The sequence below is a fragment of the Acinetobacter sp. ACNIH1 genome (genome assembly GCF_002934695.1).
Classification (GTDB): Bacteria; Pseudomonadota; Gammaproteobacteria; order Pseudomonadales; family Moraxellaceae; genus Acinetobacter; species Acinetobacter variabilis.
Genome location: NZ_CP026420.1, coordinates 2,665,988 through 2,691,405, shown reverse-complemented (window position 1 = coordinate 2,691,405; position 25,418 = coordinate 2,665,988). Strand labels below are relative to the sequence as shown.

Genomic DNA, 25,418 nt, shown 5'->3' with positions numbered 1-25,418 from the left:
ATAAATTAAATATTAATTGAATACGACTTAATAATAAGGAAGATCAAAGCATGAGTTTTTTGTCGAAGAGTCTTTTGATCTTCAGCACGCTGTTTATTTCACAGAGTTATGCTGCCAGTTTTAATTGTCAGAAAGCGACAACCGCGACTGAGAAAACAATTTGTGAACATCGTTTGCTGAATGATGCGGATGTCAAAATGAGTACCAGCTATAACATCTTGCGCCGTATGGTGCCGATGGGAACACGTTCGGTGATTCAACGCGATCAGGTGAAATGGCTGCAGTTTCGTGACCGCTGTCAGGAATCTGTATCCTGCTTGAGTCAGGTCTATAATATGCGTCAGCAACAGCTGGATCTGCATTTTGATCGTATCTATAAAATGGGGCCTTATTAAGTCTTGTCCATCCAATCAATTAAATTGATAAAAATAAAAGCCATAAAAATATTTTTTGCGAAAAAATTATTTTGAGGCTATTGAAAATTATTGAACTCACTCCATTCATATAGGCAGCAGTTAACGTCTGTATCTAAAATAATAGGAGTGATTCATGAGCGATTTAAGCGTACAAAAACACAGTTTCCAGGCTGAGGTAGCGCAGTTACTGCACCTCGTGACCCATTCGCTTTATTCAAATCCTGAAATTTTCCTGCGTGAATTAATTTCTAATGCTTCAGATGCGTGTGACAAATTACGTTTTGAAGGGATCAACCATCCTGAATATTATGAAAATGATCCTGACCTCCGCGTACGTGTCAGCCTCGATCCAGAAAATAAAACTATTACCATTTCAGATAACGGGATCGGTTTAAGCCAGCAAGAAGCCATTGAAAATCTGGGGACGATTGCCAAATCAGGGACCAAAGACTTTATGTCAAAACTGACGGGTGATCAGAAAGCTGATGCGCAGCTGATTGGTCAGTTTGGTGTCGGTTTCTACTCAGGCTTTATTGTGGCTGATAAGATTACTGTAGAATCACGTCGTGCCGGTACGGATGCCTCAGAAGGGGTACGCTGGATCAGTGGCGGTACTGGTGAATTCGAAGTTGAACAGATCACCAAAGAAGGTCGTGGTACCGATATTATCCTGCATCTGCGTGAAGATGCGCTGGATTATCTGCAAAGCTATAAAGTCAAACAGATCATCAATAAATATTCAGATCACATCAGCCTGCCAATCCAGATGCAAAAAGAAGTCTGGCAGGAAGAAGAAGCTGCTGAAGGTGAAACACCAAAAGGCGGTCAATATGTGAAGACCGATGAGTGGGAAGCGATTAACTCAGCCAGCGCACTGTGGACTCGGAATAAATCTGAGATTACTGAAGAGCAATATACCGAATTCTATAAGAACCTGACTCATGATTTTGCTGCACCATTGGCTTGGGCGCATAACCGTGTTGAAGGTAGTACTGAATATACCCAACTGCTTTATATCCCAAGCAAGGCGCCACAGGATATTTTCACCCGTGAAGCCAAAGCCGGTATCAAGCTCTATGTGAAACGTGTCTTCATTATGGATGATGCGGATAACCTGATTCCAAACTATCTGCGCTTTGTACAGGGTGTGGTGGACAGTGCCGATCTGCCATTAAACGTGAGCCGTGAATTGCTACAGGAAAGCCGTGATGTGAAAACCATCCGTGAAGGCAATACCCGCCGTATTCTGACCACTTTGGATAATCTGGCAAAATCTGAAGATGAAAAAGATCAGGAAAACTTCAAAACTTTCTACCGCGAATTTGGTGCGGTACTGAAAGAAGGTTTGGGTGAAGATTTCGGTAATCGCGAACGTATCTTGAAACTGCTGCGCTATGCAACTTCAACGAATGATGAAGTAAGCACTTCATTGGCGGACTATAAAGCACGCATGAAAGAAGGCCAGAAAGCGATTTACTACATTACTGCTGAAAGCCTGAATGCTGCGAAAAACTCACCGCAACTGGAAGTGTTCAAGAAAAAAGGCATTGAAGTATTGCTGATGTCAGAGCGTGTTGATGAATGGGCAATGAACTTTGTGCATGAGTTTGATGGTACGCCATTGCAAAATGTTTCTAAGGGTGCAGTCGATCTAGGTGATCTGCAAGATGCAGAAGAGAAGAAAGCACTTGAAGCTGCTGCTGAACAGTTCAAACCTGTGGTTGAAAAGCTGACAGATTCTTTGAAAGATAAAACTAAAGAAGTACGTGTAACGACTCGTCTGGTTGATTCACCAGCCTGTCTGGTCACAGGGGAAGGGGAGCTTTCTCCACAACTGATCCGTATGTTGAAAGATGCAGGTCAGCCTGTACCGGATGTGAAGCCGATTCTGGAGATTAACCCGGAACATCCATTGGTGAAAAAACTGGAAGGTTCTGCTCAGTTTGATAATCTGGCCAATGTAATCTTTGATCAGGCAATGATTGCAGAAGGTGGTCTACCAGAAAATCCGGCTGAGTATGTAAAACGTATTAACAGTCTATTATTGGGTTAATTTTTTATACTTCAAAAATCCCTCTACGGAGGGATTTTTTATGTTCTGAATCTAGTGTTTAAAACTTCAATTTTTCCTTAATGATTTAAAAAAGCGATAGCTAGAATAAAAAAATACCTTTAAGTTTTAAATCTATAAAACAGATAATAATTAAAATATTAATTTATAATAACGATTATTAAGTTAAGAGAATTCTCCCATGAAAAAATCACTGATGATGAGTCTGAGTACAATCATTCTGATGTCAATGAGCGCAGCCACAATGGCTGATACTGAGTCCAAAAAAGTGACTCGCAGTGATCGTATTAGTTTTCAGGCACCAATAAAAAAAGAAGCACCAAAAGTAAAACGAATTCAGCGTACAGACCGCGCAGTATGGAATATGCCACAGATGGAACAACCTTCTTTGCAGCAAAAACGTGTGATTCGTAGTGATCGTATTGCTTTTACAACGGTTGAGCACCGCCAATAAAAATTCATTTGATTCAGACATTAAAAAGCCCATATTTTATGGGCTTTTATAGTTTCGGATTTGTTCAAATTTAGAAAATGGCCTCAAGACGTACCATCGCACCCAGATAATGGCTGCGGTCCAGTCGGTCATCATTCAGATAGTTTAGGTCGCCTTGCACAAAGAACCATTCACGTAAGAAAGGCTGTCTCCAGGACACATAAGGTCCCCAGCGATTTAAGCGTAAATCTTTATCATCCAGATAGCCGCCCGTATAGATACCATAGTTAAAGCGGTTGCCTTGGAAAAATTGATGCTGTCTGAAGGTATAGTTATCCCAAGTCAGATCGTCTTCCTGCTCATCTGCATAGGTCAAACTTAACTGATTGGAAAAAAAGGCCTCATTGGGACGAGCATGGATCAGTTCCAGGTTGGTCCGCAAATAATTTTCACTCTGCAATCCATAGCGATAAATCTGTTCGGCATGAAAAGAGAAGTCATTCTGCATCGCCCAGTCTTTACTGATTTTGGCCCGTACATAGATATCATCCCCAGAACGTACCCCCAGATCCAGATCGCTATCGAAAGGTAGACCTTTCGAAAATTCTGACCAGCGGAGTGCAAACGAGCTGTTGTTCTCGCGGGTACGGCGAATATCCAGATTTTTATCCCGGGCATTGCCAGGATTTTCATTGGTAATCGCGACATTGGTCTCCAGTTCGTTATCCAGACTGTCATCACCAAAGACCAGACTTAACTTTTGTTCCAAGGTTGGAAGCTTGATTTTTCCTCGAATCCTTGGCTTGATTTCATAGTTTTCATATTTGTCCCAGCTATTATCCAAGATGATTCGCAAAGTCGCAGTTGCTGGCTCATCCGGGTTGGTCTGGCCAAACCAGTTATCAATCTTATGTGCGGTGCGGTCTGCCCATTCACGGATTCTTTTCTGCTTTTTGTCAGCCCAAGATTTATCTTCTGTTTCCTCAGTAGTGGGCACCATCGCTTCGTCTGACTGTTCAGGTAAAATCGTGGGCGTGGCATCGATCAAGCGTGGAATCTGATCTAAAATACCTGTACCTGTACCTGTACCTGTACCTGTACCTGTACCTGTACCTGTACCTGTACCTGTACCTGTACCTGTACCTGTACCTGTAGGCTGTTCTGTTTCTATAGGTTCTGTAGGAGATACTTCTGCCCAAACTGGGCTACTACTTAATCCCACGCCAAATGATAGCAATAAGATTCGAGTAATTTGGTTTATTCGCATGAGTTGATTCTTGCTCTTATCGTATTTTATTTACTGCACTAGTTTTCTAAAAAATAAGGAAAAAAATCAAGGATAAACTACATAACTACATCAATTATTTAATGATTTGTGCCTGAATTGCCATATAAAGATCTAAAACCTGTACCGGCTGTGACAATCCTAAAACAATTTGATGAATTTTTTGCCAATTCAAATCCTTATCACGCTTGAATATTAAATAAGGATAAGCGATTTCCTGATTGGACAATGCCAGGCGGCGTTCCCCATGAATCACCCGAATTTTCTGATGTTCCTGTAGTAATAGAATTGGAGTGGAAAAATCAGCGGGTGCTTCCTCAAAATTGATAAATTTCCTTTGATGAATACGCCGAGCCGGAATATAGGCGTAGCTTTCCTCAGGCATCCAGACCGTTTCGGCGTGTTGCAGATACATTTCACTGAAAAGGTCTATCTGATCAAGGCAGGCACCTAAAGCTGCCCATGATATGGATTTTATCTCTATACAACGCCATCCACGCTGTGTGCCCCAGTGCTGGATACATGAATTGGCCTGCAAGAGACTCGGTGCACCCAAGAGCATCAGATATTTCAAACCTTGCCCTTGCTGATCGGTCTGCATGGCAAGATAAACAGGGCGTACCTGCCAGTGGTCTTCCTGAGCATAATATAGCGCCATTTCAAGATCAGCCGGTTGGGAAGCAGCCGGTTGCAATTCTAGGGCACAGAGACGCCGTATAGTCGCTCCAGCATGTTCTAATGGATGCAGCAGGGCAGAGAATTCACCTAGCTCTATAGATTCAGGGAAAGTAATATTTTCATCTATTATCAAAATAGAGGATGAACTATCCGTATTGTCTATTTCTATAGGCAGTTCAGCTGTTTTGGCTTCTTCTGTTTCGCTAGTTGCTCTGTCTAAATCAGGTTTAATTGTTTCAGATAGTTGAGGTACAGTGATCTTGGTCTGAATCTGCAAACTGCCCTGATGATAACGCGCGATTTCCAGGGTAAGCGTATCGAATTTGGCATCCTGAACAGATAAAGCCGGAATATCCAGTTGGGGATCGAGAGGAAAATATGCGCCTTGTTGCTGTTGCTGCAAAAGCCAGTGATGGCAATTTGCTAATTCATCCCATTCACCATGTAAAAAATCAGATTGTTCTACAGGACCCAGCCAGATTTGCCAGCCTTGTTGTGGCTGATGCAAAAAGGCCCAGCCTGTTTCTCTATGCATAGTCAGTGCCTGTTGCAGCTGGACAGGATCCTTAAAATAACCGCGATAACAATGATGAAACTGGGTGCTTGCTGCAAACTGATGTGCTGCCAGCTCAGGCTGAACACGGGATTTAAAACTTAAAATCTGATTTTTAAAAACAGGTTCATCACAGAGATGAAAAATATCCCGGAGTCGTTTTTTGGTTCGGGCGGCTTCATATAAACTGAGGGATTTATGTTCTAGTTGCTGCCCCAATTCATTTAATTCTTTAATTAATTTTGCTTTTTCTAAAGCATTCATTTTAGCTCTCTAGATATATTTGAGTGCTTTATCCAGTGACTTGGCCATGATCATGTTGACTGCAAGTTCTACCAGTTTGTATTCGGTAGAGTTGGGATCTGGATAACGCTCAGCCATTTCAATCAAAAAATCCACAGAAATTGCTTGCGGAGAAATTTTTCCCTGTATTAATGCTTGAAGCTGGTTCATAACAAGAAAGTCTGAAATCCATAAAAGGTCAGGTTCTGATTATAAGCATCTGATTGACAAAATTCTTGATTATTTTGAGTATTTTTTAAGCGAATTTGGCAGTTGTTTTTGAATAAAAAGTGAACGAAATCAAAATAAAATAAAAAATAATGAGGTTTTTAATGCTCTTTAAATAGAAGAACAAGTTAAATTTTCGAAGCCCTGAAATAAAAACAGGCTGAATAATTCAGCCTGCTGGGAGATTTTGCTTAAAGACTTAAGCCGCTTTTTCAGTTTCTGCAGTTGCAGTATCTGTTGCTACAGTTTCAACTGGTGCTTTGCTTACAGGGAAATCTGGAAGATAAACCACTTGAGCCATTTGTGCTGAAGCTTGTAGAGAAAAAGCCATCACAGTTGCTGCGCATAAAAATTTAACAGTTTTCATAACATGACCTTTTGATATCTGGGTGTTCAAGAGCTTGAACAAGGGAAAAGTTAGTCCTAAATCACGTGAAAAATAATATCAAATGGCAATTAATAAAAAATGATCAAATCGGCAATAAAAGCAACTAAATTTAGATAAAATACTCTATAAAACAATGTATTAGAATATTTGCTCTAGATGGTTTTGGATTGTTTTTTATACATTTTTTAGATGTTTTAGAAGCTTTTAAGCAAACATTTATTTGTTGATTATCTAAAACTAGAGAACTAGATTTAAATTTTTTTAAAGCAGTAATGACAGATTAGTATTTGTTCATTCCCTGTAAGTTTTTGCTATTGCTTGTTTGCTAAGAGCTGTAGAGAAATTTAAATCAACTAAGATGAATGTTTCTATCTTCACAGAGTGAGTGTTAAATCATGGCAATTGCAAAAGTGGTAGAAGTCAATTCAAGCAGTAGTAAAAGCTTTGAGGATGCAATTCAGACTGGCATCGCGAAAGTCACAGAGACGATTAAAAATGTTCAAGGTGCTTGGATCAATGAACAGAAAGTTGTGATTAATGACAATAAAATTACCGAATATCGTGTCAATCTAAAGATTAGTTTTCTGGTTGAATAGTTCATATCATTCATAAAAAATCCCCATCTTGAATGGGGATTTTTTGATTTGATTTAATTTTTATTCAGGCTTTGCCGGAACATCACAAGCATCTGTAGAACACTGATCAGCTGTTGGCTGTTCCTGTGGCTCCTCTAAAGCTTTTTCAAGAACTTGCAAGAAAACTTCCTTCGGCTGAGCACCTGCCAAAGCAATGCGTTGATCAAATACAAAGAACGGAACACCGGTAACTTTGAGCTGGTCACGCGCTACTTCCTGGTCAAATTTAACAAAGTCCGCAAATTCATCCGAGTCGAGTAAATCATCTACTTCAACCGGGTTCAGGCCAATACGCGCTGCGACATCTTCCAGCGTTTCACGTTCACCAATTGGCAGGCCTTGCGTCATATAGCTGTAGAAAAAGGCTTCCTGAGCTTCATTGCCTAGACCTTTGCTTTGTGCCAAGTGAATGATGCGATGCGCATTCAAGGTATTGCCAGAATTGGCACCTTCCCAGTTAAATTCAATGCCTTCCTGTTTAGCCATGGCTGCAATATTGCGCTGCATGTCTTCAACTTCTGGCACTGAGCGGCCATATTTTTGTGCCAAACGCTCAGAGTTAGAAACTTCCTGACGGACTGGTGCTTCAGGATCTAGCTGAAAACTATGCCAATGGACTTCAAGTTCAATCCCACTTTCCTTTGCAGCAGCTTCCAGACGTTTTTTACCAATATAGCAAAAAGGGCAGACCACATCTGACCAAATATCTACGCGCATGTCATGTCTCTAATCTTTGTCTTGGTAGAAGTATGAGGGTGAAGAACTGGAATTTAAAGCCCTACATCCAGACTAAGTGCAGTTTAATCATTCAAAATATTTAAGAAGTTAATCTGATCAGATTTTTATAGATGGATTTGTCCTTGTTTATTTATTATGTTTCCATAAAAAAACGCCCCGTAGGGCGTTTTCTGAAGCAGTCAATTAAGCAGTTTTGACTGCAGCTTCTACTGCAAGCATATGACCATTTTCTTCAAAGTTAGAGTGCCAAGATAATGCTTCACGAAGCAGGTGAGGTGTATGGCCACCTTTCGCACATGCACGGTCGAAGTAGTCATTCAATGCATCACGGTACATTGGGTGGGCACAGTTGTCGATGATCGCACGAGCACGTTCACGTGGCGCCAGACCACGAAGATCTGCCAGACCTTGTTCTGTTACCAAGATATCTACATCGTGTTCAGCATGGTCTACGTGAGACGCGAATGGAACTACTGAAGAGATGTCGCCACCTTTCGCGATTGATTTGGTCACGAAGATTGCTAGGTGCGCATTACGTGCGAAATCACCTGAACCACCAATACCGTTCATCATTTTGGTACCACAAACGTGAGTTGAGTTCACGTTACCGTAGATATCGAATTCAAGCGCAGTGTTGATACCGATAATACCTAAACGACGTACCAGTTCAGGGTGGTTAGAGATCTCTTGTGGACGCAATACCAGTTTGTCTTTGTATTGCTCCAGGTTGTTAAATACTTTCTCGCCATATTTAGCAGAAAGTGTAATTGAAGAACCTGAAGCAAACTTCATCTTACCTGCGTCGATCAATTCAAAGGTACAGTCTTGTAGTACTTCTGAGTACATGATCAAGTCTTCGAAGTTTGAATCTTTCAGACCCGTCAATACCGCATTTGCGATTGAACCAATCCCTGCTTGAAGAGGCCCGAGGTTTTTCGGTAAACGGTCTTCAGCCACTTCTTTTTCAAAGAAAGCGATCAAATGGTTGGCAATGCTTTGAGTCTCATCATCTGGTGCGGTCACAGTAGATGGAGAGTCATGCAATTCGCTGTTAAATACGATACCGACAATTTTAGATGGATCGATATTGATCGCATGCGTACCGATACGCTCATCCACTTGAGTTAATGGAATCGCTTGACGCGTTGGACGATATGTCGGGATGTAGATATCGTGCAAGCCTTCAAATGCCGGGCTTAGGTTGGTATTGATTTCTACAATCACTTTTTCAGCAAAAATTGCAAAACTTGCAGAGTTACCTACAGAAGTTGTTGGAATGATGCCGCCATCTTCAGTGATCGCAACTGCTTCAATTACCGCTACATCAGGTTTTTTCAACTGCTGGTTACGCATCTGTTCAACTGTTTCAGACAAATGCTGATCGATGAACATCACTTCGCCTTTATTGATCGCTTTACGTAAAGTGTTATCGACCTGGAACGGTAAACGGCGTGCCAATACACCAGCTTCAGTCAATTGTTTGTCTAGATCGTTCCCTAGTGATGCACCAGTAATTAACGTGATCTTTAATGGATTTGCTTTTGCGCGTTGTACTAAAGCTAAAGGAACCGCCTTCGCTTCACCAGCGCGAGTAAAGCCACTCATACCCACAGTCATACCATCTTCGATGAATTCAGCAGCTTGTTCAGGGCTGATGACTTTGTTGTGTAGGGAGGCTAAACGGATACGATCTAAAGACATTTCAACTCTCATAAATTCTTAAATAATGATACGGATTGTACCGATCAAAAAATGTATTTTGCATAGGTGTTAGGCTAAGGTCTAATTTTTTAGCTAAATGTAGGTATAATGAAAAATGATGTTTTTTAAATAATTGAATTATTGAAAATTAAAATGAATTGTATAGAAATACTAAAAAGTCTTTTGATGCTTTTGTGATCACTTACTAGAAGTGATCAGTGAGCGTTTGACGAATTTTATCCAAGGTGGTTGGGGCAGTAGGTGCCTCTGAATCTGCTGTTTTCAGAGGTAAGGCAATAATGGCTTCCAGACCGCCTTCAGGCCGATTCTGGATATGCAGCTCACCTGAGTGAATATCTACAATACGTTTGACAATGGCCAGACCCAGACCACTGCCTTGTACGGTACGCGCAGAATTTCCACGAACAAAGGGTTGCATCAGCGCTTCAATCTGGTCTTCTGGTATCCCTTCACCATGATCGGCCACACTGATCATCAGTTTATGGTCCTGCACATAGGCAGCAAGCTCAATCGGTTCCGCACCATAGCGTTTCGAGTTGTTGATCAGGTTGCCAATCAGGCGTTTCAGCGACATACTGCGTACTTCAACCAGTGGTATCTCTTGAGGTGTAAAGCGAATATCGAGTGGCTTAAACTGCTTGACCAGTTCCTGCAACAATACATTGACATTGGTTTCTTGCAGCTCTTCATCGGAGCCATCCCGCATATAGGAAATGAACTGGTTCAGAATGGCATCCATATCCTCGACGTCATAAATCAGACCTTCCTTGAGAAAGTCTTCATCCGGCATCATTTCTGCGCTAAGACGGATACGGGTCAACGGTGTACGCAGGTCATGTGAAATCCCCGCGAGCATGATTCGACGATCACGCTCGGTTTGATCCAAGGTATAAATCATCTGGTTAAAGGCATGATTCACCTGACGGATTTCCAGCGGACCATGATTGGTATCCAGATAAGGAGCAGAGCCATTTTTACTATAGCTGTTTGCTGCATTCTGCAATCGGCGTAAAGGACGGTTCAGCTGACGCACCAGGGTCAGAATAATAATACCGGCAATGAGTGGTGTACCAAGCAGCCAGCCTAGAATCAGTTCAGGGCTATAGTTGGCATAGGTCTTAAGAGGTTCACGTACCCAGTTGCCATTCATTTCAGGGGTTTGAATCCAGATGCGTGGACTTGGCTTGAACTGGAAATAAACGGTTGCCTGTTCGATTCTTAATTCTTTGGCTAGTTTGGTTTCAATCTGATTGGTAAAGAATTCGGCAATGACCTTGTCTTTTACATTGGGGTATTCAGCAGGATTGGTGACATATTCGATTCCGATCCGGTTTTTGAGCCAGGTATCAATATCGACTTCCTGTTCTTTATGATAAAGACGCAGGTCCGGATTGTTGAGAATCTCCAGCTCCATAGCCAGATAACGCGCGTGTTGCTGAATTTCGGGTAGATAAAGTGTGCGCCAGAAAAACCAGATTGACATGAACAGGCTGAAACAGACCACAAAGACCACCAGTACAGTGGTTCGCATTGCTGCAGAGCGCGGTTTGATTTTGTCCAGAAGGCGTTCCCAAGGGGTACGTTTTTTTTCTGAATAGCTGACAAAATCGGTAAATTTTTGTGGGTCGATGGGGTCGAGTTTCACTGAGCAATCCTGTGCTATGACTTCAGCAAATTATTATGAGTTGATTAAAAGGCCTTATCACACCGGAGTCAAACCATCTGTAATTTAGATATAGGTTAAAACCTTCGGTTCGACCTACTTTTGTTTCGGCAAAAGTAGGCAAAACCATTTTCATTCGCAAAACTCGTCGAATTGCGGTAAGTAATCAATTTATCGCAGAAACATTAGAGATGAATACCTCTTGCCTCAGACAGTTGCGAATGAATTTGTCACGTAATTCAAAACTAGATTTATAGACGGACAAATATTTTACTTTCTTCTAATAAGAAAATTATTCAGCACCATCTGGAACAAACACATAACCGACACCCCAGACGGTTTGAATATAACGCGCACGGGCAGGGTTTTCTTCAATCAGTCGACGTAAGCGTGATACCTGAACGTCAATTGAACGTTCCATCGCACCCCATTCACGGCCACGTGCCAGATTCATCAGCTTGTCACGAGTTAAAGGTTCACGTGGATGTTGGACTAAGGCTTTCAATACGGCAAATTCACCGGTAGTTAAGGTGACGACCTGTCCTTCACGAGTCAGGGTACGTGTCGACAGATCCAGTGACCATGGGCCAAAGGATACCACTTCCATTTGCTGGCTAGGAGCACCTGGAACTTCACGGACTTGACGACGCAAAACCGCACGGATACGTGCCAGCAATTCATTTGGATTAAATGGTTTAGGCAGGTAATCATCTGCACCGGCTTCCAGACCTGCAATACGATCTGAATCGCTGCCACGTGCGGTGAGCATAATGATTGGAATATCCATATTCGATTGGCGTAGGCGACGACAGATGCTGAGGCCATCTTCTACAGGCAACATAAAATCGAGCACAATCAGAGAAAACAGTTCCCGCTGTAATAATCGATCCATCTGGGTGGCATCGTGCGCAGTTTTAACGACGAAGCCTTTATCTTCAAGGAAACGTTGTAACAGGGTACGCAGACGCACATCATCATCGACAACCAGGATGCGCTCGACCCGGTCGGTTTCGGTATGTACAGCATCGGGTTTTTCAGCAGGTACCACTAAACTCATGAGGTGCTCCTTTATTCTTTATTGTCGTCATAAACAAAAAATGAAATATGCTTTGAGTATACGATTCATTACTATTAATTGACTATGCTCTAAAGCATCAAATATTGCAGTTAAAATCAAGACATAGATACCAAATATATACATCTATATGCGAAAAAAATCGTCCTGGAACAAGAATAAAATGCAAAGTTCATGCAAACTTTAGTGGAAAAACTGGAAAACGATCGTATACGGTTATCTGAAGCTTATATAAATTAATAAAAACAATGGTGGATTTTATAGACCTGGTCTTTATAATCATGCCATTTAGTACTTATCCTTGTGGGATCAAACACGATGACTGACTTAGTTCAGCAGTTGGCAAAAGAACTTGCCGTACGTCCAAATCAAGTAGAAGCTGCCATCAAACTGATTGATGAGGGTGCCAGCGTTCCTTTCATTGCACGTTACCGTAAAGAAGTAACGCAGGGCTTAGACGATACGCAACTACGCCAGCTCGATACACGTTTATCGTATTTGCGTGATTTGTATGAACGCCGTGAAAAGGTGATCGAATCACTAAAAGAACAAAATAAATTATCTGATGATTTATTGGCGCGGGTGAATGCGGCAGAAACTAAAAATGCCCTAGAAGAAATTTACGCACCATACCGTCCAAAACGTACCAGCAAATCGTTTAAAGCGAAAGAAGCCGGTTTAGGTCCGATTGCAGAAAAAATCTTTACTGAAGCCGTGGATCCAGCAGAAGCTTTAGCGGGCTTTAGCCATGAAGATTATCCAGATCAGGAAAGCCAGCTCGATGCGATCCAGCACATCCTGATTGATGACTGGGCACAGAATATTGCGTTGACCACTGAACTTAAAGCAATGTTTGCTAGAACTGCTGTGCTGAAAAGTCTGGTCGCTAGCGAAGAGAAAAAAGAAGTTGGTAAAAAATTCCGTGATTACTTCGATTTCTCTGAAAATCTGAACAAGGTACCTTCACACCGCTTATTGGCAATGCTACGTGGCCGCCAGGAAAATGTACTGGGCCTTAAAGTAGATGGTGAAGATGATGCACCATTGGCACGTATTGAAACTGAATACAACCTGGATACCATTCAGCCGCTATCCCGTCAGGATTTCTTAAAGCAAACTGCGAAACTGTTCTGGCTTGGTAAAGTTCGTCCAACGATCGAACATTCATTATTGACTGAAAAACGTCTGGCTGCTGAAGCTGAAGCAATGCAGGTCTTTGCTGAAAACCTGCGTCATTTACTGCTTTCTGCGCCTGCAGGTGCCCGTACAACTCTGGGTGTAGACCCTGGCATCCGTACCGGCGTGAAACTGGCGGTGGTGAATGAGTCTGGTGATGTACTGGCACATAGCACCATTTACCCGTTTGCACCGAAAGATGATAAAGAAGTTTCACTGACTGAATTAGCACGTCTTTGCCGCGAATTCAATGTTGACCTGATTGCAATCGGTAATGGTACGGCAAGCCGTGAAACTGAAGCATTGGTTGCTGAAATGATGGCTGCAAATAGCGATCTGAAATTGACTCGTGTTTCTGTTTCAGAAGCGGGTGCTTCTGTTTACTCAGCATCTGAACTGGCTTCTCAGGAATTGCCTGAACTGGATGTATCGATCCGTGGTGCAGTATCAATTGCACGCCGTCTGCAAGATCCATTAGCTGAACTGGTGAAAATCGATCCTAAATCCATTGGTGTAGGTCAGTACCAGCATGATGTAAACCAGACCGGTCTGGCAAAAACTCTTGAAGCAGTGGTTGAAGACTGTGTGAACTCGGTCGGTGTGGATGTAAATACTGCATCTGCTGCGATTTTGGGTTATATCGCAGGTCTGAACAAATCAATCGCGCAGCAAATCGTGGACTTCCGTAAAGAAAATGGCCGTTTTGACAATCGTCAGGATTTGAAAAAAGTGCCACGTCTAGGCGAGCGTACTTTTGAACAGGCAGCGGGTTTCTTGCGTATTCAGCAAGGTTCAGAACCACTAGATGCATCTGCAGTTCACCCTGAGTCATATACGCTTGTGTCTAAAATTGTTGAAGCGAAAGCAACAACGGTAAAAGACATTATTGGCAATACTGAAATCATTCGCCAGGTCAATGCAGAAGAATTTGTGGATGATAAATTTGGTTTGCCAACCGTTCAGGACGTTTTGGCTGAACTGGAAAAACCAGGCCGTGACCCGCGTCCAGAATTCCGTACCGCAAAATTCCGTGATGATATTACTGAAGTGGCTCAATTGACTGAAGGCATGCAGCTGGAAGGTGTAGTCACCAATGTGACTAACTTCGGTGCTTTCGTGGATGTCGGTGTACATCAGGATGGCTTGGTACATATTTCTGAATTAGCCAATGAATTTGTGGCTGATCCGCATAAAGTGGTGAAACCAGGTCAAATCATACAAGTTCGTGTACTGAACGTCGATGTTGAACGTAACCGTGTCAATCTGTCGATGCGTCCTGAAGGTTCCGAAGCGCCAGTGAAAGCACCACGTCAACCACGCCGTGACAATGAGCAACGCGGTGAGCGCAAGCCACAAGGTAAACGTCCACAGCATGCGCGTCCGCAAGGTGATCGTCCGCATGGCAAGAAACCTCAAGCGGCTAAACCACAAGAAAATAAAATTGGTGGTTTAGGGGCATTGTTATTGCAAGCAGGAATTAAAGGTTCGAAATAAACTGATGAGTTTGTTTGAGAAGTAATTTAATATAAAAAGAGCCGAAAGGCTCTTTTTATATTTTGGGGTGGTTTGTGAATAAAAAGCTTAATGTTATAGTAAATTTTCATCGTTATAGAGCAGAAATAAAAAATTTATTACAACAAAACCTTGAGAGTGCTGAAAAAGTAGATTTTAATATTTTTTTATTAGATATTGATAAATTGTTAATTGATATAAGAAATGAAAAGCAGTCTCTTAAAAAAGGTCTTTATGATCAAAAAAATGATGATTTTTATAAAAATATAGATTTTTTATATAATGAAGAAGATATTGATAATAATACTATAAAAAAGGAAAATCATTTAAAGTTTTGTTAGTTACAAGAAAAATACTTTAAAAATATTAGAAGTATTGTTTTAATATATAGGGTGTTGGAACTCAAAATAAAGAATGAAATCAATGAAGATGAGTTTTTTAATATAATTAATAAAATAGATTTTAGAAGTGGAGTTTATTTTTATAATTTAACTTATTATCTATATTTAATAAATTTCTACTCAATAAGATTTAATGATTTAGATTTTATTGAAAAGATTTTTTCCGATTTTCTAAATTAGACTTCTTGCGTTAGTCAAAATTTAAACAGCCCAAAGCTACATTTTATAAGGTTTTAGCCAATTCAAAAATTAGGTAAAACGATACTTTCGCAAGAGATCTATTATAAAGTTTTAAATATATCTACACACTTTAGTGATGATTATTTTAAAGTATATTACTTCCCGGATAGATTTTATGATCAGAACTTCACCTCTATACTGTTAAATTATAATGAAAATTTAAACAATAGGGTGAGAGTTAGAAAAGACTTAGATTTTGTTCTTTTTTTAAAAAATGTTGCTAATATAAAAATGCTAGATCTTCAAAATCATGTTATTGAAATGCTAACTAATCTTTTAGTTGATTTTGATAGTGAATATGAAAGAAAAGTTGCACATTATACTAATTTTAGTGTTGCTCAATTGCTAGGAACAAATAAAACTAAATTTAGACTAAACTCAACTGACTTTATGAATGATCCATCTGAAGGGAATATTTTATTTGAATACTTGCATCTTAATAAAATTGAATATGATTCACATAATAAAACTTTTTTAAGTTGTTTTACTTTTAATCATAATAGTTTAAATCAATTCAGGTTATATGGTCTGCAGGATAATAAACCGTGTACAGGTGTAAGTTTAGTTTATAACTCAAATTTTTTCTTTAATACCGATACTATGATTATTGATTCTATTAACGAAAATAACTTAGATTCTGTAAATAAAGAAGATTTTAAAAATGGTCTTAAAATTCCTTTATTTCGCTGTGTATATTTAGATTCTTTTACTGGATATTTTGAGGTTGCTAAGAGAAATAAATTTACTTTTTTTCAAGAGATTCAAGATAAATCTTTAAGTGTCAAAAGCTGGGAAGACTATACGAGAAAAATGTCGGGTATCGAAGAAAAAGTAAATAATTCAATGGGTTTTATATTGGTTACATTAAGTGCTATAAAAGGTGAAAATCATAATCTAAAAGTAGATGATCTAAAATCAGCTAATAAAATTATTTCACCTATAAGTTTTCTTTTTAAACATTTTGCATTTCAAGAAGAACAAGAATGTAGAATGGTTGTAATAGATAAAATTGAAAGCGATCATGTAATTTTAGATGAAAATGATAAAACTAAGTCGTATATCGAATATAGTCAGCCCACTAATAGAGATATAAGAAATATTTATATTGGACTTGCGTCTTCATATAAAATGTCTGATTTATTGAAAAAAATGAAAGATTCAGGAGTAAAAAAACTACCCAAAACAATTATCTCTGAAAATCCATATCGTATTTAAATAAAAAACCTCCCGATGGGGAGGTTTTTTATTGGATATTTATGAGTTAATTATCGGAACAATCCAGCTGGTAATAATCAATAAAATACCCAGATGTCCCAGTTTACGTGTCACATAAACCAGTTTAGACGGTGGCTGTTCCAGCTGTTTGGCATACTCTTCCATGGTGATGCCTTGTTTACCTTTACTGGTATATAAAAACACACCCAAATCCAGACAGATCAGAATGGTGCCAATATCTGCCACCAGTTCCATCAGCTCAAATTGCTGGATATAGAGCGACATGCTAACGCTATAAATCAGATAAAGTCCAAAGGCTATACATGCATATTGCAGGATCACTAAAAATTTCTGCATAAATCTCAACAGTTCAAAAAATTAAGGCAATTATACAAACAATTCGGACAGTCTGCGCCCATTACAAGCTTTGCATCACATCGGCAAAACTCTGCTTCTCGACCAGCTCCAGAAATTCGTCTCCCAGGCGCTGACTTTCAGCAATACATTGCTTCCAGAGCTGAATCCGCTGGGCTTGATCCAAACCTTTCAAAGTGAAGTCCTTACGATCCGGTAAACGACCCAAAGGCAAACTTTGCAGATATTCCTCAGAGGGTGAAATTAGCAAAGTTCGTGCCTGATTTTCTGGGCTTGCCGTGCGTTTAAACAGTTTATCGAACCAGCCAGGAGTAATGCTGTCAGTAAAATGCGGATACAGCACGATGCCTTTGCTCTGAAATGGCAGGTCAATATGATAGTCAATCAGACCGCCATCGCGATAATAACCTTGCGGTGCATCCGGAATATTATTGACCGCTGCCATGACGCCCGGAATAGAGGCAGAGGCCATCAGCCAGGACAAAACACTTTGCTCAGTTAAAGCATGATAGTGTGTGGTAAATCCATCATCGGCAATTTTAAACTGTTCACCTGCATTCGGCTGGCTGATCACACGTTGCATAAAATGGCGACTATGTTTGCGCGCCACAGCGGTAGTTCCAACAATTCCGGCTACAGAGGCGAGCAGGGGGAGCGCCTTATCACTCTGAAAAATGTGTTGGGCTTTAATCGACAATACCGTCAGATGATAATCTGGATGATTCACCAGATCGGTTTCTTTGCCTTGTACCAGATCCAGCAGCATGCCACGACAAACGTCACTGACTTCTTGGCGAGTCATTTTCTTGTGAAAGTATAAATGGGTATACAAGTCGGCAAGACGTTCAGTGCCTGCTTTGGCTCCCCAGGCCGCGACACTGGCAAAACGCCAGCTGCCAATGGATGAACCGACTAAGGTTCTACGCTGAGGAGCGCGTGGGAAAAACTCGCCAAAAATGGCCTGATCCAGTCCCTGAATACCAATACCTTTGGGTCCACCTGCGGCACCTGGCACGATATCAATCTGTTCGGGTTGCAAACCTTCTTTCAAAATCAGCTCACGAGCCTGATGCCCAGCGCGAATTTTCAGAGCAGGCGCATGTTTTTGCAAAATCTGCATAAAAGGTTCAACCCATATTTGACCAATGAGGACATATTTTAAGCATCTGGTCACAGAGCCCAATGGCAAGATATACCCTAAGGTGACTTAGGAGTCATAGCATCGGGTTAATATAAGTCAGCATAAGTTTTTTATTACGTGAGCGTATTAGAGCAAGACTTGAGCTCACAAGAATTAAAGTCGATATCGGGTAATTTGCAACAGTATAGTTATTGACCAAATAAAAACTAAACCCACAAAAAATCCATACCGCCAAAACTACTATGAGTTTTTGTTGCTTTATGAGAAATAAGCAGAAAAAGGGCATGAGATTGAATAGCATCATCAGCCAAAAGGATGGGCTATTGATCATGCGGAATGATATTGAGTCGGTAGTGGGTATCTCAGTTAGCCATCGAAATTTATAGTTGAGATAAGTTATCAAGTCTAAGAGGGGTAAGAAACTATAAAGCAAACCATACAAAAAGGCCGACAAAGGTTTTTCGCGATAAATAGCCCACAAGAAACTATATTTCATTTGGATGTTCTTATTGTATTATTTTAATAATTTAAGCATAAAAAAGCCTGACGAATCAGGCTATTTAAAAATTATTTCGCGATCCGCCAGACCGCGAGTATGCTTGCTAGCACAATCAGAATCACTGACACAAACCATGGTGAAATGATCGCAATCGAAAGCAGAATGGCCATGATACTGCCAAAAATCCAGCTACGTTTTTGCTGGTGTTCCATTTGCAGGCGCATGCTTTGTAATTCATTGAGTTGTTTGGCATGCCAGGCGGACTGGTTTTTCAGACCGTTCAGGCTGTCGATCATCAGAGTCGGTAAGTCCTGCGCACCCAAAAGCAGATCCGGGATTTTTTGCCCCAGTTCTTTAATATTCTTTTGCGGATTCATCTGGGCTTTGACCCAATCGGTGAGGATGGGTTTAGCCAGACTCCAGATATCCAGCTCAGGATACAAGTCTGTTCCCAGACCTTCTACATGAACCAGCGTTTTCAGTAATAACATCAGTTGTGGCGGGATTTCCAGATGGAAACGACGGGCGATGTCCATGACCTGAATCAGAATCCCGGCAAAATCCAGTTCATGCATCGGTTTGGAAACCATTGGACCCACAGTGCGGCGCATTTCACGGGCCAGGGCATCCTGATCGGTTCCCGGTGGAATCCAGCCTGCCTGATGCACAATCTGGATCAGCTGCATGAAGTCGCTGTTCATGACCGCCAGCAGCATACGTGCCACGGTCATCTGATCGTGCTTGGACAGCTCGCCCATAATCGCGCAGTCCAGCGCAATAAAGCGCGGATTGGCCGGATTGATAGTTTCGACAAAGACATTGCCCGGATGCATGTCTGCATGGAAGAAGTTGTCACGGAACACCTGGGTAAAGAAAATGGTCAGACCCTTACGCGCCAGATCAGCACGATCCATACCCAGCTCATCAAAGGTGGCAATATCCGAAATCGGAACACCGGTAATCCGTTCTGCTACCAGCACGTCCTTACTGTCCATATAGACTTCAGGAACATACATCATGCTGGAGCCAGTGAAGTAATGACGCATCCGGCGAGTATTATCTGCTTCCAGAGTCAGGTCTAGCTCATTCAGAATGATCTGACGATAATCCTGAATGATTTCCGACAAATGTAGGGCACGTGCTGCTTCCAGACGCTTTTCCAAAAAATCACCTAACCAGGTGAGAATCTCAAAATCCTGCAAAATCTGATTGCGGATATTCGGACGCGTGACTTTGACGACGACTTCACGACCATCATGCAGGGCAGCGGTATGCACCTGCGCAATAGATGCAGCAGCCAGGGGCTGGGCATCAAAACGGGCGAACAGGGTATTTACATCGGCTTTCAGCGATTCCTGAATGCGCATCTTGGCGACATCGTTGTCAAAGGGCTTAACGCGATCTTGCAGTAATACCAGCTGTTGCAGTACTTCAGGTGGAATCAGGTCACGGCGGGTCGAAAGTAACTGTCCCAGTTTGATCGCCAGTGGTCCCATTTCCTCTAAAGCTTCTTTGAGCTTGAGCGGATTTTTACGCTCACGGCTGGACCAGGCTGCCGGATGCATACGGATCAAAGATAAAATATGTCGGGCTTTCTCAGGAAGTTCTTCCGCAGGAAACAACGTGTCGAGTCTATAGTGCGCGGCGATGCGCCAAAGTTCGAGTAAACGTGAAACATGCGGAATCATAAAGCGGTGTACCTAGTATTGAGAAGGAATATGAGGTGTAACAGGAGTAAATGGATGATCAGTAGAATCGTCAGATTCAATCTGTGCCTGAAGCTGACGGATTTTGGCTTCAACGCGATCCAAATTCTGGTTCAGGATACGAGTATCCTGATTCAGGTCATCCATTTGCCAGCGCGGGGCAAAGAGACCACTATCTTCTTTCAGGGCATCTTCAGCAAAAAATAACTGGCTTTGTAAAGTGCGTTTTAAATGCTTCGGAGCCAGCTGCAACTTGCCAATTTCATGTGCCAGAGCAGGGCCAATCCAGGGACTTAAATGCGCCGCCAGATCAGGCTCAGCCTGCTGCATGATGCGCTGGATTTCTTGTAGAAGTTTATAGTCACCTTGCAGCGGAATATTGCCGACTTCATCAGCAAGCAGCAGCTTAAGCAGCTCTACGACATTATTCACCTGTAGCGTCGCCGTTGCTTCAAGAGTCTGTCTGTTATTGGCTTCATAAGGGCGCTGTTCAAATATCGAAGATTCTTCAGTATGGCCGGTTGGCGTGGGTTCTAGACGAACCTTGCCCTCATCAAAGAAGACATCGACGGACAGCTGCGGTGAAGCAATGACCACCCGCAGCATTTTGCCAGCCAAAGCATTGAGCTGAATGCGGGTAATCGCATCCAGATCAATCATATGATGAATCAGGCGTTCAACAGCACCGAGGGCGAGAAGTGACCACATATCGGGTACAACCCTTAAAGCTTGAAGCCACGGTGAACGGCAACGATACCGCCGGTCAGATTGTGGTAATCACAGTTCTGGAAGCCAGCATTTTCCATCATGCCTTTTAAAGTACGTTGGTCTGGATGCATACGGATTGATTCAGCCAGGTATTTATAGCTTTCCGAGTCATTCGCCACGATTTTACCCATGATTGGCAAAGCGGTGAATGAATATAGGTCATACAGTTTTGAGAATGGCTCAAAAACTGGTTTAGAGAATTCCAGAATCAGTAAACGACCGCCTGGCTTAAGCACGCGATACATGGCTGCCAGTGCTGCATCTTTATCGGTCACGTTACGCAGACCAAAAGAAATCGTTACCAGGTCAAAGCTGTTGTCGGCAAATGGCTCTAGAGTTTCTGCATTCGCCAGAACGAAATCAACATTGGTACAGCCGGCATCAATCAGACGGTCACGGCCAACATTCAGCATGGATTCGTTAATATCAGACAGCACCACATGACCGGTAGGGCCCACTTCACGGCTAAATACTTTGGCCAGGTCACCTGTACCGCCCGCAATATCCAGCACATGCTGGCCACGGCGCACGCCTGACATATTAATCGCAAAACGTTTCCATAGACGGTGAATACCGAATGACATCAGGTCATTCATGATGTCGTATTTGCTGGCTACCGAATGGAATACTTCAGCCACTTTCTGGGCTTTTTCATCACTGCTCACGGTCTTGTAGCCGAAGTGTGTAGTTGGACCGACGTTACCGGTATTGGCACCGCGTGGCAGGTTATATTTAGGGACAGTTCCAGTCACAGGCGTATCGGTCAGGCGTTGTTCTAGAGATTGTTGCTGACCTTGTGGAGCGCCTTGCGGAAGCGGAGTGGTTAAGAATGGGCTCATTTTGTCTGTCTGTTGTGCCGACTCGGGTGTAGGGGTAGGCGTTTGATTTTCATTCGACATTGGAGTCACTCCTAACATATCAATCGGGTTAATCTTGCATTGCCTGCATAATGACAGATTCTTGGATGTTATTCAGCAATCATGATGCAATTGTTATGAATAATATACAGAAAAATAGGAATATGGGCGGAAATCTTCACCGCCAGTGATCGAATAATTCATATGATTTATCACTGGCAATGTCCTGCCATACAAACCCGAAAATATCAGGATCAGGCAGGACCGCAAGCCTTCCTCATCATGGATGGGAAAGGAGTGTATTATTGGAATGGTGTTGGATCGCCTGAATGCACCTTATCAATAATACCGCGTTCAATCGCAGTAAAGTCATGCACGAATTTTTCTGCCGATTTTAAGGGTTTCATGGCCTGGAAACCGTCCTGCATAAACTCATACATCACCTGAAAATGATATTTATTGGCTGCACCTTTACACATCTTGAATGCCGTATAAACCACAAAGGAACGCATATATTTATCCAGGCTGACACCCAGCTGATCCAGCAATGCCAGCTGTTTCAAGCGTGCTTCCCCCTGATCCAGTTTTAGATAGGTCACACGCATCATTTCATCGGTCAGTGGTGCGTTGGCAGGATAATCCTCTAAAAGCTGGATTGCGACCTGTTCATCCAGTTGTACCGCCAGAATCGCCAGCTCGACGCCTGAGGTTCCGGTTTTCAGGGCATTTTCCGGAATCATTTTTTCTGCTTTATGCGCATATTTCATCAGTCGGGCAATCTGCTCGGCCAGTGCGTCAAAGTCCGGGCCACCGTAGAGCCGGTTCAGGAAATATTCGGCCATCAGCTGGTTATTTTTTTCAGAAAAATGCTGATGATGGCTACGCTGCATCCGTGCCTTTTGCCATGCCTGCACATCCTGTAAACGGCTTAAAATTTCAGGCTGAGTGTGATACTTCAGCTGATAATACTGTTCTAAGAGTTCATCTAATCGGGCAAGTTTGGACATGTATTTTCAAATATGATTTTTCGATCTCAGAATCTTAGAGGGTGTGGAGCAATCTCGCTATGACAAATTGATCAATGATTCCTTATTTGAATGTCAATTTGCTGTTTAAACAGACAATCTAATCGTGTGAAAAACGTTGCTAACGCTATTTTTGCGTTCAGACTCCTCGCTATACTGTCCACAAGAATAAAAGATGAGGGGTCTCCATGCATACAGAAGATCAAATTTTCCAGTTAATGGATGAAGACGAGCTATCCCTTGCGCTGATCAATGCCCAGTATGATCTGAGAAAAACCCAAGGTCAGAAAAATGGCAAAAGCCTGATTGTTCTGGTCAATGGAATTGAGCTGGCAGGTAAGGGCGAAGCAGTCAAACAGTTACGTGAATGGGTAGATCCTCGTTATTTGCAGGTGAAGGCCGATCAGCCGCAAGTATTAGGAGAAAAACAGACCTTCTGGCAACCCTATACACGGTTTATTCCTGCCCAAGGCCAGATTATGGTGCTATTTGGCAACTGGTACAGTGATCTGCTCAGAACCACCATGCAGACTGGTGCCATTGATGATGCCCAGTTTAATGTCTATCTGGAAGATATGCGTGTCTTTGAGCAGGATCTAAAAAATAACTATGTTGATGTGATCAAGGTCTGGTTCGACTTGCCTTGGAAAACATTACAAAAACGCCTGGATCAGATTGATCCGAGTGAAATGCAATGGCACAAACTGCATGGCCTGGACTGGCGCGACAAAAAAAAGTACGACACCGTGCAGCGTTTGCGAGAGCGGTTTACTAAAGACGAAGACTGGCTGATCATTGATGGGGAAGATGAAAAACAGCGTGACCAGCAGTTTGCGCAGCATATTTTGCAGGCGCTAAAACATTGTCCCAATCATCCGGTTCGGGCCAAGGGACGATGGAAACAGGCCAAAATTCCAGAATTATTGCAGCATCCTTCGCAAGAGCTTGCCAAGACAGAGGAATATAAGGCGGAACTGAAAAAACTGTCTCCTCAGGTGGCCAAGGCGCTGCGCTCAGGTCCACGTAATGTGATTTTGCTGTTTGAAGGGATGGATGCAGCAGGCAAGGGCGGAGCGATCAAGCGGATTGTGAAAAAGCTGGATCCCCGTGAATATGAAATCCAGACCATCGGGGCGCCGGAAAAATATGAACTGAATCGTCCTTATTTATGGCGTTTCTGGAACAAGCTGCAGACCGATGATGATATCTGTATTTTTGACCGCTCCTGGTATGGACGGGTGCTGGTAGAACGGGTAGAAGGCTTTGCCAGTCCGGCAGAATGGCAACGGGCCTATGATGAAATTAACCGATTTGAACAGAGCCTGATTAATCATCAAACCGTGATTATTAAATTCTGGCTGGCGATTTCCCAGGAAGAGCAGGCCGCTCGTTTCAAGGCGCGTGAAGACACCCCGCATAAGCGTTTTAAAATCACCGATGAAGACTGGCGTAACCGGGAACGTTGGGATGATTATTTAAAAGCGGCAGCTGACATGTTTGAACGTACATCGACAGAACAGGCGCCATGGCACATTATCGCCACTGATGATAAAAACACCGCTCGGGTTGAAATTTTAAAAACAATTTTAAAGCAGCTTCAGGCAGATTAATCTGCCTGAGTTTTGAAAAGTTTGGGGATAAAAAATGAGGCGGGAAATTTATTTGCTTTGAGCAATCTGTTTTTGCTGAATATTTTTTGCAGTACGATAGCAATCTTCAACATGTGCTTCAGCAATTTTTTTCATGACAAAATAACCGAGGCTCGCAGCTACCAGTTGACCACCGAGTGGAATGAATTTTGTGACTTGCTTTGTGATCACTTTCGCTGCAACATTGTTCAAAGATTTTTTGACTGCTGTACGTGCCACCACCAGGCCGGAAAACTCGATTCCGCGTTTACGCAGTTCATTCCAGTGCACCTGTTTGGTTGCAGGATCAAACACACTGATCTGTTCAGGGGCCAAACCAAAGCGGGCATTGATCTCCGGGATCAGTTGCGACAGAATGCCGACATCAATGACCACGTCCAGAAATGGCACCGGAATCACGGCTGCTCCGGCAGAATAGTAGGCACGTTTTTTGGTTAGCTCTAAGCACTCGTTGCGAATTCTGTCTAAATCTAAACTTGGATCGATACGATCTGGAATTTTGTCTAATTTCATGGGCATTACCTAAAGCTAGATGTTGTTTTTTTCTGTTAAAACATCAATAAGATGCTTTTTTCAAAGAACTTTTTTGACTGAAGTATGAGTTTTAAAGTGACATAGACAGTTCGGTAAGTATAGTAAATAATCTTTATCATTTTGTAGTACTGCTCCATCTCATTTTTCAGGGGA

At 42.2% G+C, this 25,418-nt stretch carries 23 protein-coding genes; 8 read left to right on the top strand and 15 right to left on the bottom strand.

Going from position 1 to position 25,418, the window contains the following annotated elements; all coding sequences use genetic code 11:
* Nucleotides 1-50 precede the first annotated feature (50 nt).
* From C3F22_RS13110 to C3F22_RS13100, 3 genes are all read left to right on the top strand, one after another.
* Entirely contained in the window at nt 51-395 is a 345-nt protein-coding gene (locus C3F22_RS13110) for a lysozyme inhibitor LprI family protein (protein WP_034170983.1), read from the top strand.
* Between the two features lie 154 nt (nt 396-549).
* Nucleotides 550-2,469 (top strand): molecular chaperone HtpG, encoded by a 1,920-nt coding sequence (gene htpG / locus C3F22_RS13105; protein WP_104426694.1) that lies wholly within the window; start codon nt 550-552, stop codon nt 2,467-2,469.
* Nucleotides 2,470-2,668: 199 nt separating this feature from the next.
* Nucleotides 2,669-2,941: a hypothetical protein gene (locus C3F22_RS13100; RefSeq protein WP_104426693.1), complete on the top strand. Its 273-nt coding sequence runs from the start codon at nt 2,669-2,671 to the stop codon at nt 2,939-2,941.
* A gap of 70 nt (nt 2,942-3,011) precedes the next feature.
* Here the strand turns inward: C3F22_RS13100 and C3F22_RS13095 are convergent, their stop codons facing one another.
* The 4 genes from C3F22_RS13095 to C3F22_RS18375 form a co-directional block, all read right to left on the bottom strand.
* A complete protein-coding gene (locus tag C3F22_RS13095) occupies nt 3,012-4,187 on the bottom strand; it encodes a hypothetical protein (protein WP_104426692.1) in 1,176 nt (391 codons plus the stop codon).
* A 94-nt stretch (nt 4,188-4,281) separates the two neighbouring features.
* Nucleotides 4,282-5,700 carry a hypothetical protein gene (locus C3F22_RS13090; RefSeq protein WP_104426691.1) on the bottom strand — a complete coding sequence of 473 codons (1,419 nt, stop codon included), beginning with the start codon at nt 5,698-5,700 and terminating at the stop codon, nt 4,282-4,284.
* A 9-nt stretch (nt 5,701-5,709) separates the two neighbouring features.
* Complete coding sequence (locus tag C3F22_RS13085; protein WP_004781696.1) at nt 5,710-5,889, bottom strand: hypothetical protein; 180 nt, start codon at nt 5,887-5,889, stop codon at nt 5,710-5,712.
* Nucleotides 5,890-6,145: 256 nt separating this feature from the next.
* On the bottom strand, nt 6,146-6,313 hold the full coding sequence (locus C3F22_RS18375; protein ID WP_004781698.1) for a hypothetical protein: 168 nt from the start codon (nt 6,311-6,313) through the stop codon (nt 6,146-6,148).
* A gap of 416 nt (nt 6,314-6,729) precedes the next feature.
* Between C3F22_RS18375 and C3F22_RS13080 the strand changes: the two genes are divergently transcribed.
* Entirely contained in the window at nt 6,730-6,930 is a 201-nt protein-coding gene (locus C3F22_RS13080; RefSeq protein ID WP_005232506.1) for a dodecin family protein, read from the top strand.
* Between the two features lie 60 nt (nt 6,931-6,990).
* Here C3F22_RS13080 and C3F22_RS13075 read toward each other — a convergent pair whose 3' ends face one another.
* The 4 genes from C3F22_RS13075 to ompR form a co-directional block, all read right to left on the bottom strand.
* A complete protein-coding gene (locus tag C3F22_RS13075) occupies nt 6,991-7,686 on the bottom strand; it encodes a DsbA family oxidoreductase (RefSeq protein ID WP_034170987.1) in 696 nt (231 codons plus the stop codon).
* A gap of 204 nt (nt 7,687-7,890) precedes the next feature.
* Complete coding sequence (locus tag C3F22_RS13070) at nt 7,891-9,408, bottom strand: acetyl-CoA hydrolase/transferase family protein (protein WP_004781704.1); 1,518 nt, start codon at nt 9,406-9,408, stop codon at nt 7,891-7,893.
* A 205-nt stretch (nt 9,409-9,613) separates the two neighbouring features.
* The gene (locus C3F22_RS13065) at nt 9,614-11,074 is read right to left on the bottom strand and encodes an ATP-binding protein (protein ID WP_104426690.1); all 1,461 of its coding nucleotides are present in this window, start codon (nt 11,072-11,074) and stop codon (nt 9,614-9,616) included.
* A 310-nt stretch (nt 11,075-11,384) separates the two neighbouring features.
* Nucleotides 11,385-12,149, bottom strand: coding sequence for a two-component system response regulator OmpR (gene ompR, locus C3F22_RS13055; RefSeq protein ID WP_104426689.1), 765 nt, complete (start codon nt 12,147-12,149; stop codon nt 11,385-11,387).
* 336 nt (nt 12,150-12,485) lie between these two features.
* Between ompR and C3F22_RS13050 the strand changes: the two genes are divergently transcribed.
* From C3F22_RS13050 to C3F22_RS13040, 3 genes are all read left to right on the top strand, one after another.
* Complete coding sequence (locus C3F22_RS13050; RefSeq protein ID WP_104426688.1) at nt 12,486-14,837, top strand: Tex family protein; 2,352 nt, start codon at nt 12,486-12,488, stop codon at nt 14,835-14,837.
* 74 nt (nt 14,838-14,911) lie between these two features.
* On the top strand, nt 14,912-15,196 hold the full coding sequence (locus C3F22_RS13045) for a hypothetical protein (protein ID WP_004781710.1): 285 nt from the start codon (nt 14,912-14,914) through the stop codon (nt 15,194-15,196).
* Nucleotides 15,197-15,667: 471 nt separating this feature from the next.
* Entirely contained in the window at nt 15,668-16,711 is a 1,044-nt protein-coding gene (locus tag C3F22_RS13040) for a DUF2971 domain-containing protein (protein ID WP_051065355.1), read from the top strand.
* Between the two features lie 39 nt (nt 16,712-16,750).
* On the opposite strand, the gene C3F22_RS13035 is transcribed toward C3F22_RS13040, so the two are convergent.
* The 6 genes from C3F22_RS13035 to C3F22_RS13010 all read right to left on the bottom strand — a co-directional run bounded on the left by C3F22_RS13035 (nt 16,751) and on the right by C3F22_RS13010 (nt 23,064).
* Nucleotides 16,751-17,068 (bottom strand): hypothetical protein, encoded by a 318-nt coding sequence (locus C3F22_RS13035; RefSeq protein WP_104426686.1) that lies wholly within the window; start codon nt 17,066-17,068, stop codon nt 16,751-16,753.
* Nucleotides 17,069-17,129: 61 nt separating this feature from the next.
* A complete protein-coding gene (locus C3F22_RS13030) occupies nt 17,130-18,206 on the bottom strand; it encodes a patatin-like phospholipase family protein (RefSeq protein ID WP_104426685.1) in 1,077 nt (358 codons plus the stop codon).
* A 588-nt stretch (nt 18,207-18,794) separates the two neighbouring features.
* The gene (locus tag C3F22_RS13025) at nt 18,795-20,414 is read right to left on the bottom strand and encodes an ABC1 kinase family protein (protein WP_104426684.1); all 1,620 of its coding nucleotides are present in this window, start codon (nt 20,412-20,414) and stop codon (nt 18,795-18,797) included.
* Nucleotides 20,415-20,426: 12 nt separating this feature from the next.
* Entirely contained in the window at nt 20,427-21,140 is a 714-nt protein-coding gene (locus C3F22_RS13020; protein ID WP_104426683.1) for a ubiquinone biosynthesis accessory factor UbiJ, read from the bottom strand.
* A gap of 14 nt (nt 21,141-21,154) precedes the next feature.
* A complete protein-coding gene (gene ubiE / locus C3F22_RS13015) occupies nt 21,155-22,099 on the bottom strand; it encodes a bifunctional demethylmenaquinone methyltransferase/2-methoxy-6-polyprenyl-1,4-benzoquinol methylase UbiE (RefSeq protein ID WP_004781720.1) in 945 nt (314 codons plus the stop codon).
* Between the two features lie 260 nt (nt 22,100-22,359).
* Entirely contained in the window at nt 22,360-23,064 is a 705-nt protein-coding gene (locus C3F22_RS13010; RefSeq protein ID WP_104426682.1) for an FFLEELY motif protein, read from the bottom strand.
* Nucleotides 23,065-23,270: 206 nt separating this feature from the next.
* On the opposite strand from C3F22_RS13010, the gene C3F22_RS13005 reads away from it, so the two are divergent.
* Nucleotides 23,271-24,692, top strand: coding sequence for a phosphate--AMP phosphotransferase (locus C3F22_RS13005; protein ID WP_104426681.1), 1,422 nt, complete (start codon nt 23,271-23,273; stop codon nt 24,690-24,692).
* Nucleotides 24,693-24,740: 48 nt separating this feature from the next.
* On the opposite strand, the gene C3F22_RS13000 is transcribed toward C3F22_RS13005, so the two are convergent.
* The gene (locus C3F22_RS13000) at nt 24,741-25,244 is read right to left on the bottom strand and encodes a hypothetical protein (RefSeq protein ID WP_004781723.1); all 504 of its coding nucleotides are present in this window, start codon (nt 25,242-25,244) and stop codon (nt 24,741-24,743) included.
* Nucleotides 25,245-25,418 lie beyond the last annotated feature (174 nt).